Origin of the sequence: Citrobacter sp. Cb031, assembly GCF_030336725.1 — a bacterium.
Taxonomy (GTDB): domain Bacteria; phylum Pseudomonadota; class Gammaproteobacteria; order Enterobacterales; family Enterobacteriaceae; genus Citrobacter; species Citrobacter braakii.
On record NZ_JAOWDA010000022.1, the window covers coordinates 368,005 to 382,156 of the forward strand.

Annotated in this window: 12 protein-coding genes and 1 other annotated feature; of the genes, 4 read left to right on the forward strand and 8 right to left on the reverse strand. The window is 51.1% G+C overall.

Annotation, left to right across the window (positions count from 1 at the left end; translation table 11 throughout):
- Nucleotides 1-44: 44 nt before the first annotated feature.
- Entirely contained in the window at nt 45-1,538 is a 1,494-nt protein-coding gene (locus OGV93_RS09165) for a sulfatase-like hydrolase/transferase (protein ID WP_046276199.1), read from the reverse strand.
- Nucleotides 1,535-3,250: a solute:sodium symporter family transporter gene (locus OGV93_RS09170; RefSeq protein WP_275262173.1), complete on the reverse strand. Its 1,716-nt coding sequence runs from the start codon at nt 3,248-3,250 to the stop codon at nt 1,535-1,537. The genes OGV93_RS09165 and OGV93_RS09170 overlap by 4 nt, the downstream gene beginning before the upstream one ends.
- 167 nt (nt 3,251-3,417) lie before the next feature.
- Between OGV93_RS09170 and OGV93_RS09175 the strand changes: the two genes are divergently transcribed.
- Entirely contained in the window at nt 3,418-4,311 is an 894-nt protein-coding gene (locus OGV93_RS09175) for an AraC family transcriptional regulator (RefSeq protein ID WP_200104098.1), read from the forward strand.
- Here the strand turns inward: OGV93_RS09175 and OGV93_RS09180 are convergent.
- Together OGV93_RS09180 and OGV93_RS09185 are read right to left on the reverse strand one after the other, a co-directional pair.
- Nucleotides 4,308-5,630 (reverse strand): 6-phospho-alpha-glucosidase, encoded by a 1,323-nt coding sequence (locus OGV93_RS09180; protein ID WP_019078008.1) that lies wholly within the window; start codon nt 5,628-5,630, stop codon nt 4,308-4,310. The two genes, OGV93_RS09175 and OGV93_RS09180, sit on opposite strands and share 4 nt — an antisense overlap.
- Nucleotides 5,627-7,246 (reverse strand): alpha-glucoside-specific PTS transporter subunit IIBC, encoded by a 1,620-nt coding sequence (locus tag OGV93_RS09185; protein ID WP_094168868.1) that lies wholly within the window; start codon nt 7,244-7,246, stop codon nt 5,627-5,629. Before OGV93_RS09185 ends, OGV93_RS09180 begins: the two co-directional genes overlap by 4 nt.
- Before the next feature lie 223 nt (nt 7,247-7,469).
- On the opposite strand from OGV93_RS09185, the gene OGV93_RS09190 reads away from it, so the two are divergent.
- A complete protein-coding gene (locus OGV93_RS09190) occupies nt 7,470-8,186 on the forward strand; it encodes a GntR family transcriptional regulator (protein ID WP_046276201.1) in 717 nt (238 codons plus the stop codon).
- Here the strand turns inward: OGV93_RS09190 and OGV93_RS09195 are convergent, their stop codons facing one another.
- From OGV93_RS09195 to ibpA, 3 genes are all read right to left on the reverse strand, one after another.
- The gene (locus OGV93_RS09195; protein WP_103928773.1) at nt 8,187-9,848 is read right to left on the reverse strand and encodes a putative transporter; all 1,662 of its coding nucleotides are present in this window, start codon (nt 9,846-9,848) and stop codon (nt 8,187-8,189) included.
- 281 nt (nt 9,849-10,129) lie between these two features.
- On the reverse strand, nt 10,130-10,558 hold the full coding sequence (gene ibpB, locus OGV93_RS09200; RefSeq protein ID WP_003827096.1) for a small heat shock chaperone IbpB: 429 nt from the start codon (nt 10,556-10,558) through the stop codon (nt 10,130-10,132).
- Nucleotides 10,559-10,650: 92 nt separating this feature from the next.
- Entirely contained in the window at nt 10,651-11,064 is a 414-nt protein-coding gene (ibpA, locus tag OGV93_RS09205; protein ID WP_003023882.1) for a small heat shock chaperone IbpA, read from the reverse strand.
- Nucleotides 11,058-11,130 (reverse strand) — a sequence feature (ROSE (Repression Of Heat Shock gene Expression) occurs in the 5'-region of heat shock genes and acts as an RNA thermometer to modulate expression.). Its footprint overlaps the gene before it by 7 nt.
- A 236-nt stretch (nt 11,131-11,366) precedes the next feature.
- Here ibpA and OGV93_RS09210 point away from each other — a divergent pair.
- A complete protein-coding gene (locus OGV93_RS09210) occupies nt 11,367-11,702 on the forward strand; it encodes a YceK/YidQ family lipoprotein (RefSeq protein WP_016155062.1) in 336 nt (111 codons plus the stop codon).
- 1 nt (nt 11,703) lies between these two features.
- On the opposite strand, the gene OGV93_RS09215 is transcribed toward OGV93_RS09210, so the two are convergent.
- A complete protein-coding gene (locus OGV93_RS09215) occupies nt 11,704-12,930 on the reverse strand; it encodes a YidR family protein (RefSeq protein ID WP_287109528.1) in 1,227 nt (408 codons plus the stop codon).
- Nucleotides 12,931-13,029: 99 nt separating this feature from the next.
- Here OGV93_RS09215 and cbrA point away from each other — a divergent pair, with 99 nt between their 5' ends.
- Nucleotides 13,030-14,148 carry a colicin M resistance lipid reductase CbrA gene (cbrA, locus tag OGV93_RS09220; protein ID WP_279272582.1) on the forward strand — a complete coding sequence of 373 codons (1,119 nt, stop codon included), beginning with the start codon at nt 13,030-13,032 and terminating at the stop codon, nt 14,146-14,148.
- Nucleotides 14,149-14,152: the final 4 nt, after the last annotated feature.

Below are 14,152 nucleotides of genomic sequence, written 5' to 3' on the forward strand. Positions count from 1 at the left end.
CAGGTAAGTGCAAATATGAGTATCTGCGCCAATTGGCATTGTAGTCAGAACTTCTGCTTTTTCTCCTCCACTTTTACGCCCTGGGTTGGTAAACCGGTGTCGTAATCGCGTACCACGGGAGAATAGCCGTCTTGCGGGCGCGGGCGAAAAGCGCCCATCCAGCGCGGTACGGCGTCAGGACGCCAGGGACGCAAACTCCACTGATAGGTGCGGAATGGATCGCGGATTTTATCCATATAGTCCAGCAGCGCATCGTGCATCTGGCAGCGAACATCGGCTAATTGCGGCGAATCTATCTGGTTGTGTAGCTCATCGGGATCGTTTCGTCTGTCGTAAAGCTCATCACTGGTAAACAGGTTCAGCACCAGCTTCCAGTCATCCGTCACCCAGCAACGTACCGGTATAAATCCGCCAAAACTGTCATGTTCAATCTCATAACGATTGAACTCCACCATCACACCGCGTGGTTTTTCAACGGTAAGGATGTTTTCACCCGGCAGGATTTGTGGCTTCTCAATACCCGCCAGCGCCATCATCGTCGGCAGCAGATCGATATGGCTGACCGGCGTGTCTACCTGCATGGATTCTCCCTGAGGCGAGCGCATAATCAGCGGAATTCGCGTGATGTCGTCATACATCGCTGCCCCCTTACTGATGAGCTTATGCGCCCCCATCATCTCGCCATGATCGGAGGTGTAAATGACCCAGGTGTTGTCCCGCTGCATGGGCGTTAAGGTATTAATAACCCGGCCAATCTGGTCATCGACAAAGTCGTTGCAGGCAAAATAGAGCGGATGGTGATAGCGCCCATCATCACCTACCGGCGAAGGCATCGCTTCAGACCAAAGACGATGATGTTCAGGTTTGTTACTCAAAGAGTCGTGCGCCTTCATCCCCAGGTCATAATAAAAATCCTGATATTTCTGCAGATACTCCACGGGACAGGTAAACGGGTGATGCGGCTCGTCGTAGGAAACTACCATCAGGAAGGGTTCTTCATCACGTGCAGGGTGGCGGAGGAAATCAATCGCCCGGTTACTGATGCGGTGCGCCCAGGTAAAGGTTTCATTGATATTGTTAGCCAGCAAATCCTCCACGCTGTTCAGACCGTTACGCCACAAACCGATCTCTTTGTCCGTCAGTTCCGCGAGGTAATTTGCCCCGTCATACCAGTAGTCAGCATCCCATTCGGGCGGGCACTCGCCGGTACCAAAGTAATCGTGCCCGTCGAGATGCCACTTGCCGATGTAGCAGGTGTGATAGCCCGCATCCTTAAAATAGCGTCCCATGGTGGAGATATTTTTCCCCGGCGCGACGTTATTGGTCCACGGGCCGGACTGGTTGGCATAAATCCCGGTAAACAGCCCAGCGCGGGCCGGAGTGCACACCGGTGAGCAGGTATAAGCAGAATTGAAGCGAATACCTTCCGCCGCCAGGCTATCAATGTTATTGGTATTCAGCGACTTACCACTATAACAGCCGACCATATTGGTCGCCTGAGTATCAGTCATAATGAACAGGAAATTAGGGCGGGTCATGCTTTATCCTTAGCGTCAGAGACAGAAAGTGCAGTGGCCAAACGACGCGTCTGCCAGGTGCTGTAAATTAAATACATCATCACTGCCGCCGTAATTGAGTAGCAGAGAATCGTCAGCCATTGGGTGTTGTACCCTCCAAACTGCGCCAGTCCAGCATAGACGCCGAGCATCGCGGTCAGGATACCGACAGAGGCAAGTTTGGCGTTTTTCCACGGCTTCATGTCTACCGCAAAAGCATCATGGAATTTAAACGGCGTCGCACGCGGCTTGATAATGCCGATAACCAGCATCACCACCACGTTGATGCAGAAGGTACAGGCCAGTACGTAAAGGAAGTGAAAGTCGAACTTCACCAGATAATTAATGGTGATGTAGCTGACGATACCGAGTCCCATAGCGACTTTCGCTGCCAGCGCAGGAATGCGCGGGAAAAAGAATCCCATGATGATGATGGTCACCAACGGCACGTTATAAATACCGTTGAGCTGTTTCATCCAGCTGTAGAGTCCTTCCGGTGCATTAGCGATCCACGGTGCTACCAGCACGGAAATTACCGCGATAAAGAATCCGAACTTACGCCCAACCCGAACCAGCTGTTCCGGTTGGGCGTGTTGATTAATAATCCGCCGATATATTCCCATGCTAAATAAGGTACTGGCGCTGTTTAAAAATCCATTGAATGTACTGATTACCGCGCCGAATAAAACGGCACCGAAAAACCCCACCAAAGGGACAGGAAGCACGTTATTTACCAGTGTCGGATATGCCATATCCGCCTTTGGCAGATCCTGGTATAGATGAAAAGCAATTAAACCTGGTAATACCAGCACCAGTGGATCGAGCATTTTCAATACCGCTGTGAGCAATGCTCCTTTCTGCCCTTCGGCTAGGCTTTTGGAAGCCAGCGTACGTTGTACGATGCCCTGATTAGTACACCAGTAGAAGGTATTCACCAGAATCAAACCGGTAAAGGCTGCACCTATCGGCAGCGGATCGTTCGCTCCACCAATTGAGTTTAATTTCTCCGCATGTACGGTGGTCAGTTGCTCAACACCTTGTAAAAAACTGCCTTTTCCCATCGCAATCAGGCCGAACACGGGGACCATCAATCCACCAATCACCAGCCCTATACCATTGATAGAATCGGCCACCGCCATCGCACGTAAACCGCCGATCACCGCATAAATAATCCCGGCAAGGCCCAGCAAAATAACCAGTAACCAGATTGCTGCGCCCTGAGAAATATTCAGCGACTCACCGATGTGAAAAAGGCTATTCAGCGCCAGCGCCCCTGAATAAAGCACAATCGGCAGGAAGCAGACGCCAGTGGCAATAAGAAAGCAAAAGTCGATAATGATTCGCGTGGTTTTATCGTAACGCTCTTCCAGAAAATCTGGGATCGTAGCGATACCACGTTGCAGATAGCGAGGTAGAAAAATCAGCGCCAGAAAGATAAGCGTCACCGCAGAGGTGACTTCCCAACCCATAACCGACATTCCGCTTTTGTAAGCCTGACCAGACAGACCAACCAACTGTTCGGTTGAAAGGTTAGTTAACATCAATGACGCGGCAATCACCGGCGCTTTCAATGAACGCCCGGCAAGAAAATACCCTTGTTGCGATCCGGTATCCGTTTTACGGACCTTCCACCAGGTGATTAGCGCCACCAGCAGCGTAAAGCCCACAAAGCTCATAATTTGTAGCGTATTCATCTCATAGCCCTTATTTTTCATTATGTCCCGGCAGCTGTAGGGGGAATGCAAGGTAATGTGCGCCGGGTCAGGCAGTCAGATTTCTTAAAATAAAAACGTCATATCCCTGAACAGATTTTTTCTGTTAAGTTCAGGTTGTGGGCATAATTCTCCGGTGGGAAATTAAAATGAATGGAAAGATGCAAATTTCGCATGTAAAAAACGAAACTACGTACAATATTCCCCTGTTGATTCATGAAAGTGTGATCTCCAGCGGGATTTCATTGATCTCGCTGTGGCACACCTATGCCGACGAACATTATCGGGTTATTTGGCCACGTGATAAGAAAAAACCGCTGATTGCTAATTCATGGGTTGCAGTCTACACCGTCCAGGGCTGTGGAAAAATCCTTCTTAAAGGCGGTGAACAAATAACGCTTACCGGAAACTGTATAATCTTTTTAAAACCAACCGATATACAGTCTTATCACTGTGAAGGATTGGTATGGGAACAATACTGGATGGAATTCACACCAACCAGCGTAATGGATATTCCTCTACGACAACAAAGCATTATTTATAATGGTGATATTTATAATCAGGAGCTGACCGAAGTTTCGCGATTAATTACATCCCCAGACTCAATAAAAAATAATCTGGCAGTCGCCTTTCTCACAAAAATAATTTATCAATGGATTTGTCTTATTTACGCCGAAGGTAAAAAAGACCCACAGCGCATACAGATTGAAAAACTGATTGCCACTCTACATGCCAGTCTACAAAAACGGTGGAGCGTGGCGGATATGGCAGCCACTATCCCCTGTAGCGAAGCCTGGCTACGTCGTCTTTTTTTACGCTATACCGGAAAAACACCGAAAGAATACTATCTGGATGCGCGGCTGGAACTGGCGCTGTCGCTGCTAAAGCAGGAGGGAAATACGGTCGGGCAGGTCGCTGATATACTTAACTTCTTTGACTCGTTTCATTTCAGCAAAGCGTTTAAGCATAAATTTGGCTATGCGCCGTCGGCGGTATTGAAACATGCGGACCGGCACCCAGAGGATGCCGGTCAACTGGGTTAGCGCAGTTCCGGCCAGTACTCTTTGTTAGCGTCGATCAAATCATCCAGAATCGCTTTAGCTACAGACGCACTCGGCACGGTTTTCGACAGGGTGATAGCCTGCCACAAACGCTGGTAAGAGCGGTGCTCCCAGGCATCGACCACCAGCTTCTCAACCGCCACCTGCTGGCTCATCAACCCTTTCTGGAACTGCGGGATATCCCCCACCGTCAGCGGCTCCGGGCCGTTATGCCCCACCAGGCATGGGATCTCGACCATCGCTTCATCATCAAAGTTATGAATCGCACCATTATTTGGCACAATCAGCAGCATCCGCTCCTGAGTGTTAAAGGCGATGGCCGCCGCCAGATCGACAATGTAGGAAGCATGTTCGTCAATCTCCAGTTCACCGGCCGCAGAATGGCCCGCCTCAATAATGGCCCGGCAGGAACCGAACACCTGTTTTTCGCGGTGATCCATAACCTCGTTGGCACGGGTACGCTGCGGATTGGAGTGCTGGACCACGTAATCCGGGAACAGATAGTATTTCAGGTAGGTATTTGGCATGGTGTCCGGATCCAGCGCCTGCACATCCTTCGCCTTAGCGAAGGTATCGTTCCAGCTCGCCTCCGTATGCGGGTCGTTCGATGGCGGCACATAGCCATGCTTCGCCACGTATTCACGCAGCTTCGGCATCAAATCGTTACCCTGGAGATCTTCAATTGATGTCCACCAGCCAAAGTGGTTCAGCCCGTAGTAGCGCACGCGCATCTGTTTACGATCTTTAAGGCCGACGATCTGCGCCATCCGTCCTTCAATACCGATGGGCATATCGCAAATATTGAGGATTTTCGCATTTGGACGCAGTCTACGCGTGGCTTCAGCCACAATTGCCGCCGGGTTAGAGTAGTTAAGCATCCAGGCGTTTGGTGAATATTTTTCCATATAATCCACCAGTTCCAGCACACCGCCAATAGATCGCATTCCGTAGGCAATCCCGCCCGGCCCACAGGTTTCCTGGCCTAACACCCCGTGACGTAATGGGATTTTCTCGTCTTGTTCACGCATTGGGTATTTACCCACGCGGATATGTGCCATCACGAAATCAACATCGGTAAACGCAGTTTTGGGATCGGTGGTGTAACTAAACTCTATCTCCGGCGCCTGCTCTTTGAGGATGATTTTACACGCCTCGGCAATCACCTCCTGACGCGCGCCATCGTTGTCATAAAATTTCAGCGCACGAAGCGGGAAACGGTCCTGATTTGCCAGCAACATCAGCACGATGCCCGGCGTAAAGGTACTACCACCACCTGCGATAACCACTGAGAATTTTTTCATGATACTGCCTCCGTCATGGGGATCTGTTCGTTTGATAAACTAGATTTCATTAGCGTTTCGAGCTGGTCGCGTACCTGAGGGACGTGTAAACCAACAATGACCTGAATACCATTGCCGCGACGCACAACACCGTGTGCACCCAGCGCTTTGAAGACGTCATCACTTTGCGTTTTCGCCATGTCGTGAAGCGCAATCCGCAGGCGAGTGGCGCAGTTATTAATACTTTCGATATTGCCTGCGCCGCCTAACGCTTGCAGAAAACCGGCCGCCTGTCCCAGTTTGGTGTCTGGCGTAGCGGCGGTGGTTTGCCCACGCGCGGCTTTATAGTCAGCTTTGGTGTAGAGTTTGATTTCGCTGTCTTCCCGGCCCGGCGTTTTCAGGTTGAAGCGCAGGATCAGCGCGCGGAAGATGGCAAAATAGAGTGCGGTAAAGGCCAGGCCAATCGCTATCTGGGTGAACATCATTCCGGCATGGTTGTGGAACATTGGGATCCAGTTTTGCGGCAAGAACTGGTCAAGCAGGCCGCCACCCATATTGCCTACCACGCCGCAGAGATACATTACCGTCGCCATGGAGGCCGCCAGCACGGCGTGTACCGCAAACAGCAAGGGTGAGATAAACAGGAAGGTGAACTCCAGCGGTTCGGTAATACCAACCAACACAGCCGTTAGCGTAGCGGGGATCAATAATCCCGCCACCTTCACCCGGTTTTCCGGAGAGGCAGTGAAGTAAAGCGCCAGAGCAATACCTAATGAACCAAAGATTTTCGAATTGCCGTGCAGAGCAAAACCCCCTTCCGGGAACAGCGTTTTCAGCGACTCTGTGCTTTGGCTGAATTCCTGCAAGTGCTGCGCCCAGTAGACCTGGATGCCGCCTTCCACCGCCGCAGGGCCGAAGATAAATGGACCATAGACGAAGTGATGCAGCCCGGTCGGAATCAAAATACGCTCAAGGAAGGTATAAACCCATACCCCCAGCGCACCCGCAGAACGCAGAAAAGCTTGCAGAGATTCAATCCCCATCTGCACCTTTGGCCAACCCAGCAGCGTCAGCCAGGCACAGGGAATCATCACCAGGAAGGCAATGATCACCACAAACGATGTTCCCTGAAAAATACCGAGAAATACTGGCAAGGGTTTGTCGAAATAACGGTTATGCAAGGCAGTAACAATACCGGAAATGACAATGGCGCCGATGATGCTGGTATCTAGTGTTTTAATCCCGGCCATCATCGTTAAGCCGCTACCTGCCGTCGGGTCTGCGCTAAAATCCACGCCGAAGAAATCTCCCCAGGTCATGCCCATGGCATTGATGAAGTAATTCCACGTAAGAAAGCTGACCAGTACCGCCAGACAAGCGCGCCCCTGAGCCTGTTTCGCCAGACCGATCGGCAGACCAACGGCGAAAATCAGCGGCATATTGCGAAATACCGTCCAGCCACCTTCTTCGATGATATGAACGATTTGTGCGAACAAACTGTTGGGATCGGTAAGCGCTTCACCCACAAACAGCGGGTTGCGCAGCATAATAGCGATACCGACGACGATACCGGCAAAGGGAAACAGCAGCACCGGGGTGAACATCGCGCCGCCAAAGCGTTGTATTTGACTGAGCATTTTCACATCCTCATATAACAACCAGTAGGGGAGAGGCCTTTTTTGTAGTGATTGCTGGCCTGATACGAGAATAGAAAGTTGCGATCCTTCAGACATGGCATGCCGCTGCGATTCGTGATCGCTTTCATGGTTTTAATTTCGGCAATGAGGTCTACTTTTTACGTAAAAGTTAGACATCAAAAGGTTTATGGTGCAGTAATTAAAAGAAAAAAGAGGTCTGGTAGTGATCTACAAATCAATTGCGGAACGACTACGAATTCGCCTGAATTCTTCTGATTACAACATCGGTAGCCCGTTGCCTGGTGAAAAAAAGCTTGCCCAAGAGTTCGCGGTTTCACGAATGACGATCCGTAAAGCAATTGATATGTTGATTGGCTGGGGATTGGTCGTACGCCGTCATGGGAGTGGAACTTATGTGGCGCGCAAAGATGTCCATCATGAAACCACAAACCTGACCGGACTGGCGGAAGTACTGAAGCGACAAGGGAAAGAGGTCACCAGTGAAGTACTGGTATTTGAAGTGATGCCCGCACCACCAGCAATTGCCAGCCAACTGCGTATCCAGATTAATGAACGCATCTACTTCTCACGTCGCGTTCGCTATGTGGACGGCAAGCCGCTGATGCTTGAAGACAGCTACATGCCGGTAAAATTATTCCGTAATTTATCGCTGGCGCATCTGGAAGGGTCAAAATTCGATTACATCGAGAAAGAGTGCGGAATAACTATCAGCGGCAACTATGAAAGTCTGACTCCCGTTCTTGCCGATAAGCAGCTTTCCGCGCAGATGAACGTACCTGAACAGACGCCATTGCTGCGGATTACCTCACTGTCCTACAGCGATAGCGGGGAGTTTTTGAATTATTCGGTGATGTTCAGAAACGCCAGCGAGTACCAGGTGGACTACCACTTACGGCGCGTCCACCCAGACTCAGCCTGACTAACCCATTCCCCAAAAAATCACCGCCAGCAGTTGCGGCGTGATAATTCTCAGGAACATCACCAGCGGATAAACGGTCGCATACGAAAGCGCCGCTGCCCCGCTGGTGGCATGCAGGTTGTTAGCAAATGCCAGTGCAGGCGGATCGGTCATTGAGCCAGCCAGCATGCCGCACAGCGTCAGGTAGTTCATGTTGACGAAAATCCTCGCCAGCAGCCCCACGGTAATCAGCGGAATCGCGGTGATGAAAATACCGTAGCCCACCCAGCTCAGGCCATCCCCCTGCGTCAGGGTATGAACAAAATCACCGCCTGACTTCAGGCCAACCACTGCGAGAAACAGCACAATACCCAACTCTCGCAGCGCCAGGTTAGCGCTGGGGGGCATAAACCAATACAGCTTACCAATGCTGCCAATACGCCCCAGGATCAAGGCCATAATCAGCGGCCCACCGGCCAGCCCCAGTTTTAGCGCCACCGGGAACCCAGGAATGAACAGCGGGATTGAACCCAGCAGAACACCCAGCCCGATCCCAATAAATACCGGCAGCATCTGCACCTGCTGCAGTTTTTGCTGGGCGTTACCCACTACATTGGCAACAGCATCAATCGAGGAAGGTCGACCGACCAGATTGAGGATGTCGCCAAACTGCAGACTGGCGTCGCTGCTGGCTACCAGCTCAACCCCTGCACGGTTCAGACGGGAGATAACCACGTCGTAACGTTCTTTGAAATGCAGGTCGCGGATTCGTTTCCCCAGCACCTGTTCGTTGGTCACCACCACGCGCTCAACGCGTAAATCGGTGCCTCGCGTCGACAGCGATGTGTCCACCTCCTGCCCAATCACCACCTGCGCGTTGTGCAGATCTGCAGGCTGACCAACCAGGTGTAGCAGGTCGCCCATCTGGATAATCGTCCCCGGCGACGGCACCATCAATGTTTCTTCACGTTTCAAACGTGAGCAGATGATTTTGTCGCTGTTCAGGATTGGGACATCCTGAATCGCCATATTGTTGAGGTTCGGGTTTTCCACACGGATATTCATCGTCTGAATCAGCGCGTGTCCGTTGGTCAGCGTGGATTCATGCTGATGGGCTTCGGCATCGACGTTAACGCGAAAAATAAGGCGCATCAGCCACATAGTGAGCAAAATACCGCAGATACCAAAAGGATAAGCCATGGCATAGCTCATCCCCATCTGATCCACCACATCAACAGGAGTACCCAGATCGCGCAGAATCTGCTGCCCCGCGCCTAACGCCGGAGTATTGGTGACCGCACCGGAAAAAATGCCCAGCACCACGGGAAGGGGAATGGCAAAAATCTTATGCAGGATCGCGGTGACCAGGCCACCCATGATAACAATCAGCACGGCAAACAGATTCAGCCGTAGGCCCGAAACGCGCAGTGACGCAAAAAAGCCCGGCCCCACCTGAATACCGATGGTGTAGACGAAAAGAATCAGGCCAAATTCCTGAATAAAATGCAGCATGTCGCCGCTCAGGGTCATCCCTGCCTGATCGACAAAATGCCCGACAATAATACCGCCGAACAGCACGCCTCCGATGCCAAAACCAACACCACGTATTTTTATGTTGCCGATCCATAATCCGACAACTGCCACCATTGCCAGAACGCTGACCGTCAATGCTATATCACTCATTTTCCTGTTCCCTGTGAATAACATTTTATTTAACGAAGATTATGACTGAACCGTTCAGGCATGAATGCAGAGTGGCGCACATTATCATGCTACAGAGCGCCCAGGAGCGCTTAAGAAGGGCGTTCTTTACTGTTTTTCTTCACGTAGATTTGAAATTGCTGAATGCTTTTTTCTGGCAATGGCAGCGCTTCCGGCATCCTGCCCTCCCAGATCATAGTTTCATGTGGGCTGACGCACAAAAAAGCCCCGTCATTTCTGGCGGGGCAAAGGCATGGAGCTATTTAACTGTCTAATGCGGGACGTTCGCTGATGGCGATACGTTGTGGAGCGATGGTTTCAGGTTCATTCCGGGTCAAATCGATATGCAGCAAGCCGTTAGTGAAGCTTGCGCCGGAGACTTCCATATTTTCAGCCAGCGTAAAGCTCAGGCTGAACGGCTGAGTAACCAGCCCCTGATGCAACCATTTGGTCTCTTTTTCCGGCTGCTGCGGCGTACCTTTCACGGTCAGGCGTGTGCCTTCCAGTTGAATATCCAGATCTTCCTGGCGGAAACCGGCTAACGCAAGGGTAATGCGGTAGTGGTTATCATCGCTCTTTTCGATGTTATAAGGCGGGAAGCTCTGGCTTTCGCCCGTGTTTTGCAAGGCATTGGCCAGTTTGTCAAAACCGATCCATTGACGCAGCAGTGGGGATAAATCGTAGTTACGCATAATAATCTCCTTCTAAGAAGCGAGTAAGTACCTTTTGGCTCCCTGACGGCAAGCCGATTGCTTAGCAGGGCCGCCTGAAGCGGCCCACAGAATTAGTTGATTTCGATGCGGCGCGGCTTATTCGCCTCGGGAATCACGCGTTCGAGATCGATATACAGCAGACCATTCACCAGGTTCGCGCCGCGAACATGAATGTTCTCCGCTAACTGGAACTTACGTTCGAAGTTGCGCTCGGCAATCCCCTGATACAGGTAAGTACGTTCTTTTTGATCGTCCGCATGGGCACCTTTCACCACCAGCAGATTGTCCTGGGCAGTAATTTCCAGTTCGCTTTCAGCAAAACCAGCAACGGCAATCGCAATTCGGTAATGGTTTTCGTCTACCAGCTCAACGTTATACGGAGGGTAGCCGCCATTGCTCTGGCCCTGATTGTTTTCCAGCAGGTTAAACAGGCGATCAAAACCAATAGCAGAACGGTACAGCGGGGATAAATCAAAGTTACGCATAATCAATAGCTCCTGAAATCAGCGAGAATAATAGACCTTCCATCATGGACAGGTCAGGTAGCCAGGACACCCATCAGGCATGCCCTTCATTTGTCTACACTCTAAAAATGGGTCTTAATACAAACTTTTCAAGCGTATTCATCTGACTTTTTTTGCAGTTTGTTGTCTATTGCATACACTGGTGTGAGCAGTTGTTATCGTTAAATCGCGATAGCCGCCACAGTGTGACGAAATGGTGATGTTATTTTCGCAACGGATCGCTTTAACTCACCATGCAAACACAATAAATACAGATGAAAAAAATGATGATAAAAAAAATGTTGGTAACACTGACAATGTGCAGCGGGATGGCGTTTGTGAGCGGCTGTTCCAGCATTATGTCGCATACCGGAGGCAAAGAAGGGACGTATCCTGGCACGCGCGCCAGCGCCACAATGATTAGCGAAAGTGATACAAACTGGGGAACCAAGTCACTGGCGATTCTGGATATGCCGTTTACCGCAGTACTGGATACAGTATTACTTCCGTGGGATCTCTTTCGCAAAGATAACTCGGTGAGATCCCGTGTAGAAAAAAGCGAGGAGAGAACGCAGGCCGCGAACGCCGTTATCCCTCCGGCTGAAATGCCTGCTCCTTAAGTTAACGCCCAGTCTCTGTTACCCACAGCTGGCGGAAACCCTCGACGTCTTCCATCCACGCAACCTGTCGACCATCAGGAGAGAAGATGATCGCATCGCCCGATGGTGGGTTGCCGTGACGGTCCGTTAAAAAATCAACCTCTCCCGTCTGAGCATCACAACAAGCAATTTTGTTATCCAGTACAAACCCCAGCCATTTCCCCGACGGATGCCAGTTGAATGCTGACTGAATATCCGTGGCGCAGCGGGTAAGCTGACGCGGTTTCCCTCCTTGTGGGGAAATCAGCCACAGTTGCACAATGCCGACGTCATCACGCATTAAAAACGCAATCTCAGATGCCTTTGGATTACTGCGCACCCAATGGCGCGGCTGATTTAGCAGACCGGGAAAGGCGCGCGCATGAGTAAACGTCAGGCGGCGTTGATTAATACCGAATGGCGGCGCAGGCATTGTTGCCTCAGTGCCCTCCAGCGGAGCGTCGCCCGGCTGTTTCCAGCCGCTTTCATCCTGTGGTAAATCAACAATAAATAACTCCGGCACTTTCTCGCCCGTGACTGATAACGTATCACCGATAAACGCCAGTCTGTTTTCCCCTACCCAGCCCTCTTCATAGGCGCGGTTAATCTCATCGCTACCCGGTTTAGGCGTGGGTGTCGTCTGGGTTACCAGCACGCACCAATGGCTCCCGCTGTACTCACGGGGATGCTGCGCGGAGACCATCACCGGACCATAGGGCGCAGCCACACCGACATTGCGTAGATCCAGCGCCGGTGAGCGCTCATGCAACACATGGTCATTATAGGTGAAACTGACAAACTCGCCGCTCGGGCTAAATACATGCACATGGCTACCACCGCGCAGCGCACCCGGCGTATATGGGGCGGTAATATCCATCGCATCCAGATTCTCCACTTTTGCCTGCGTAGCTATCACCCCACGCCGATGATGGAAGTCGTAATGCCATGTTTCATCAGGATTTTCAGGCCCATGGATAAACACATATTTTTCCGACTTTGGATGAACGGTCACCACGCCAACGTGCGATCCCTGCATGGCCCGATAAATCACCTCCAGCTCGCCAGTATGAATATTGACGCGCTCAATTGTGTCGCCGGTAAAAGAGGCACCGGAAGGGCGCACATCAAAGACCAGCCACTGGCTGTCCGGTGTCCAGGTATTGATATTGGTAAGCTGATGATTACGCGGCGTAAAGGTGATTTGCTTCATGGAATGCCCTGATACAAGACGATTTCAGCAATCATACTTCACAAGCACTTCACTTTCAGGCTTTAGCGTATCGCCATCTTCATTTTTGCGGACAGAAAGATGGAACATTTTGACGTAGCCATTATCGGGTTAGGCCCGGCAGGCGCAGCGCTGGCGCGGCAGTTGAGTGGAAAAATGCGCGTGATCGCGTTGGATAAAAAACACCAGTGCGGCAACGAAGGTTTCACCAAACCCTGCGGCGGTCTGTTGGCCCCGGATGCCCAGCGTTCGTTTATCCGCGACGGGATAACCTTACCCGTTGATGTCATCGCTAACCCACAAATATTTAGCGTTAAAACGGTTGATGTTGCAGCCTCTTTGACGCGTAACTACCAGCGCAGCTACATTAATATCAACCGCCATGCTTTTGATTTATGGCTTAAATCTCTCATTCCTGGTGATGTACAGGTGTACCACGACAGCCTGTGTCGGAAAATCTGGCGCGAGGGCGATAAATGGCATGTTATCTTCCGCGCCGACGGTTGGGAGCAGCAGATCACCGCGCGTTATCTGGTGGGAGCCGACGGCGCGAACTCACTGGTACGCCGTCATCTCTATCCCCGGCACCAGATCCGTAAATATGTTGCTATTCAACAATGGTTTGCGGAAAAGCATCCCGTCCCGTTCTATTCCTGCATTTTTGATAACGACGCAACCGACTGTTATTCCTGGAGTATCAGCAAAGATGGCTATTTTATCTTTGGCGGTGCCTACCCGATGAAGGACGGTCAGGCGCGCTTTGACGCGCTGAAAGCGAAGATGGAAGCGTTCCAATTTCAGTTCGGCAAACCGGTGAAAAGTGAAAAATGTACGGTGCTGTTTCCTTCACGCTGGAAAGACTTCGTCTGTGGCAAGGACAACGCATTTTTGATTGGCGAAGCGGCCGGTTTTATCAGCGCCAGCTCACTGGAGGGGATTAGCTATGCGCTGGACAGCGCGGAGGTGCTCAAATCTGTATTGTTGCGGGATGCACCAGATATGAATCACGCTTACCGCAAAGCCACCCGCAAGTTACGTCTCAAACTGTTTGGCAAGATCCTGAAAAGTCGGGCCCTGACGTCGGCGTTTTCCCGTAAATGGATAATGCGCAGCGGCGTGGCGCATATTCCTCAAGGTGACCACTCAGTATCACAACTAATTGCTGAAACAGGGCAAATGCGCCAAGGCATTTGCCCATAACATT

Excerpts from the sequence above, each read along its gene's own strand:
- OGV93_RS09165 (WP_046276199.1), bottom strand. The coding sequence starts at position 1,538 with ATGACCCGCCCTAATTTCCTGTTCATTATGACTGATACTCAGGCGACC.
- OGV93_RS09170 (WP_275262173.1), bottom strand. The coding sequence starts at position 3,250 with ATGAATACGCTACAAATTATGAGCTTTGTGGGCTTTACGCTGCTGGTG.
- OGV93_RS09175 (WP_200104098.1), top strand. The coding sequence starts at position 3,418 with ATGAATGGAAAGATGCAAATTTCGCATGTAAAAAACGAAACTACGTAC.
- OGV93_RS09180 (WP_019078008.1), bottom strand. The coding sequence starts at position 5,630 with ATGAAAAAATTCTCAGTGGTTATCGCAGGTGGTGGTAGTACCTTTACG.
- OGV93_RS09185 (WP_094168868.1), bottom strand. The coding sequence starts at position 7,246 with ATGCTCAGTCAAATACAACGCTTTGGCGGCGCGATGTTCACCCCGGTG.
- OGV93_RS09195 (WP_103928773.1), bottom strand. The coding sequence starts at position 9,848 with ATGAGTGATATAGCATTGACGGTCAGCGTTCTGGCAATGGTGGCAGTT.
- ibpB (WP_003827096.1), bottom strand. The coding sequence starts at position 10,558 with ATGCGTAACTACGATTTATCCCCACTGCTGCGTCAATGGATCGGTTTT.
- ibpA (WP_003023882.1), bottom strand. The coding sequence starts at position 11,064 with ATGCGTAACTTTGATTTATCCCCGCTGTACCGTTCTGCTATTGGTTTT.
- OGV93_RS09210 (WP_016155062.1), top strand. The coding sequence starts at position 11,367 with ATGATGATAAAAAAAATGTTGGTAACACTGACAATGTGCAGCGGGATG.
- OGV93_RS09215 (WP_287109528.1), bottom strand. The coding sequence starts at position 12,930 with ATGAAGCAAATCACCTTTACGCCGCGTAATCATCAGCTTACCAATATC.
- cbrA (WP_279272582.1), top strand. The coding sequence starts at position 13,030 with ATGGAACATTTTGACGTAGCCATTATCGGGTTAGGCCCGGCAGGCGCA.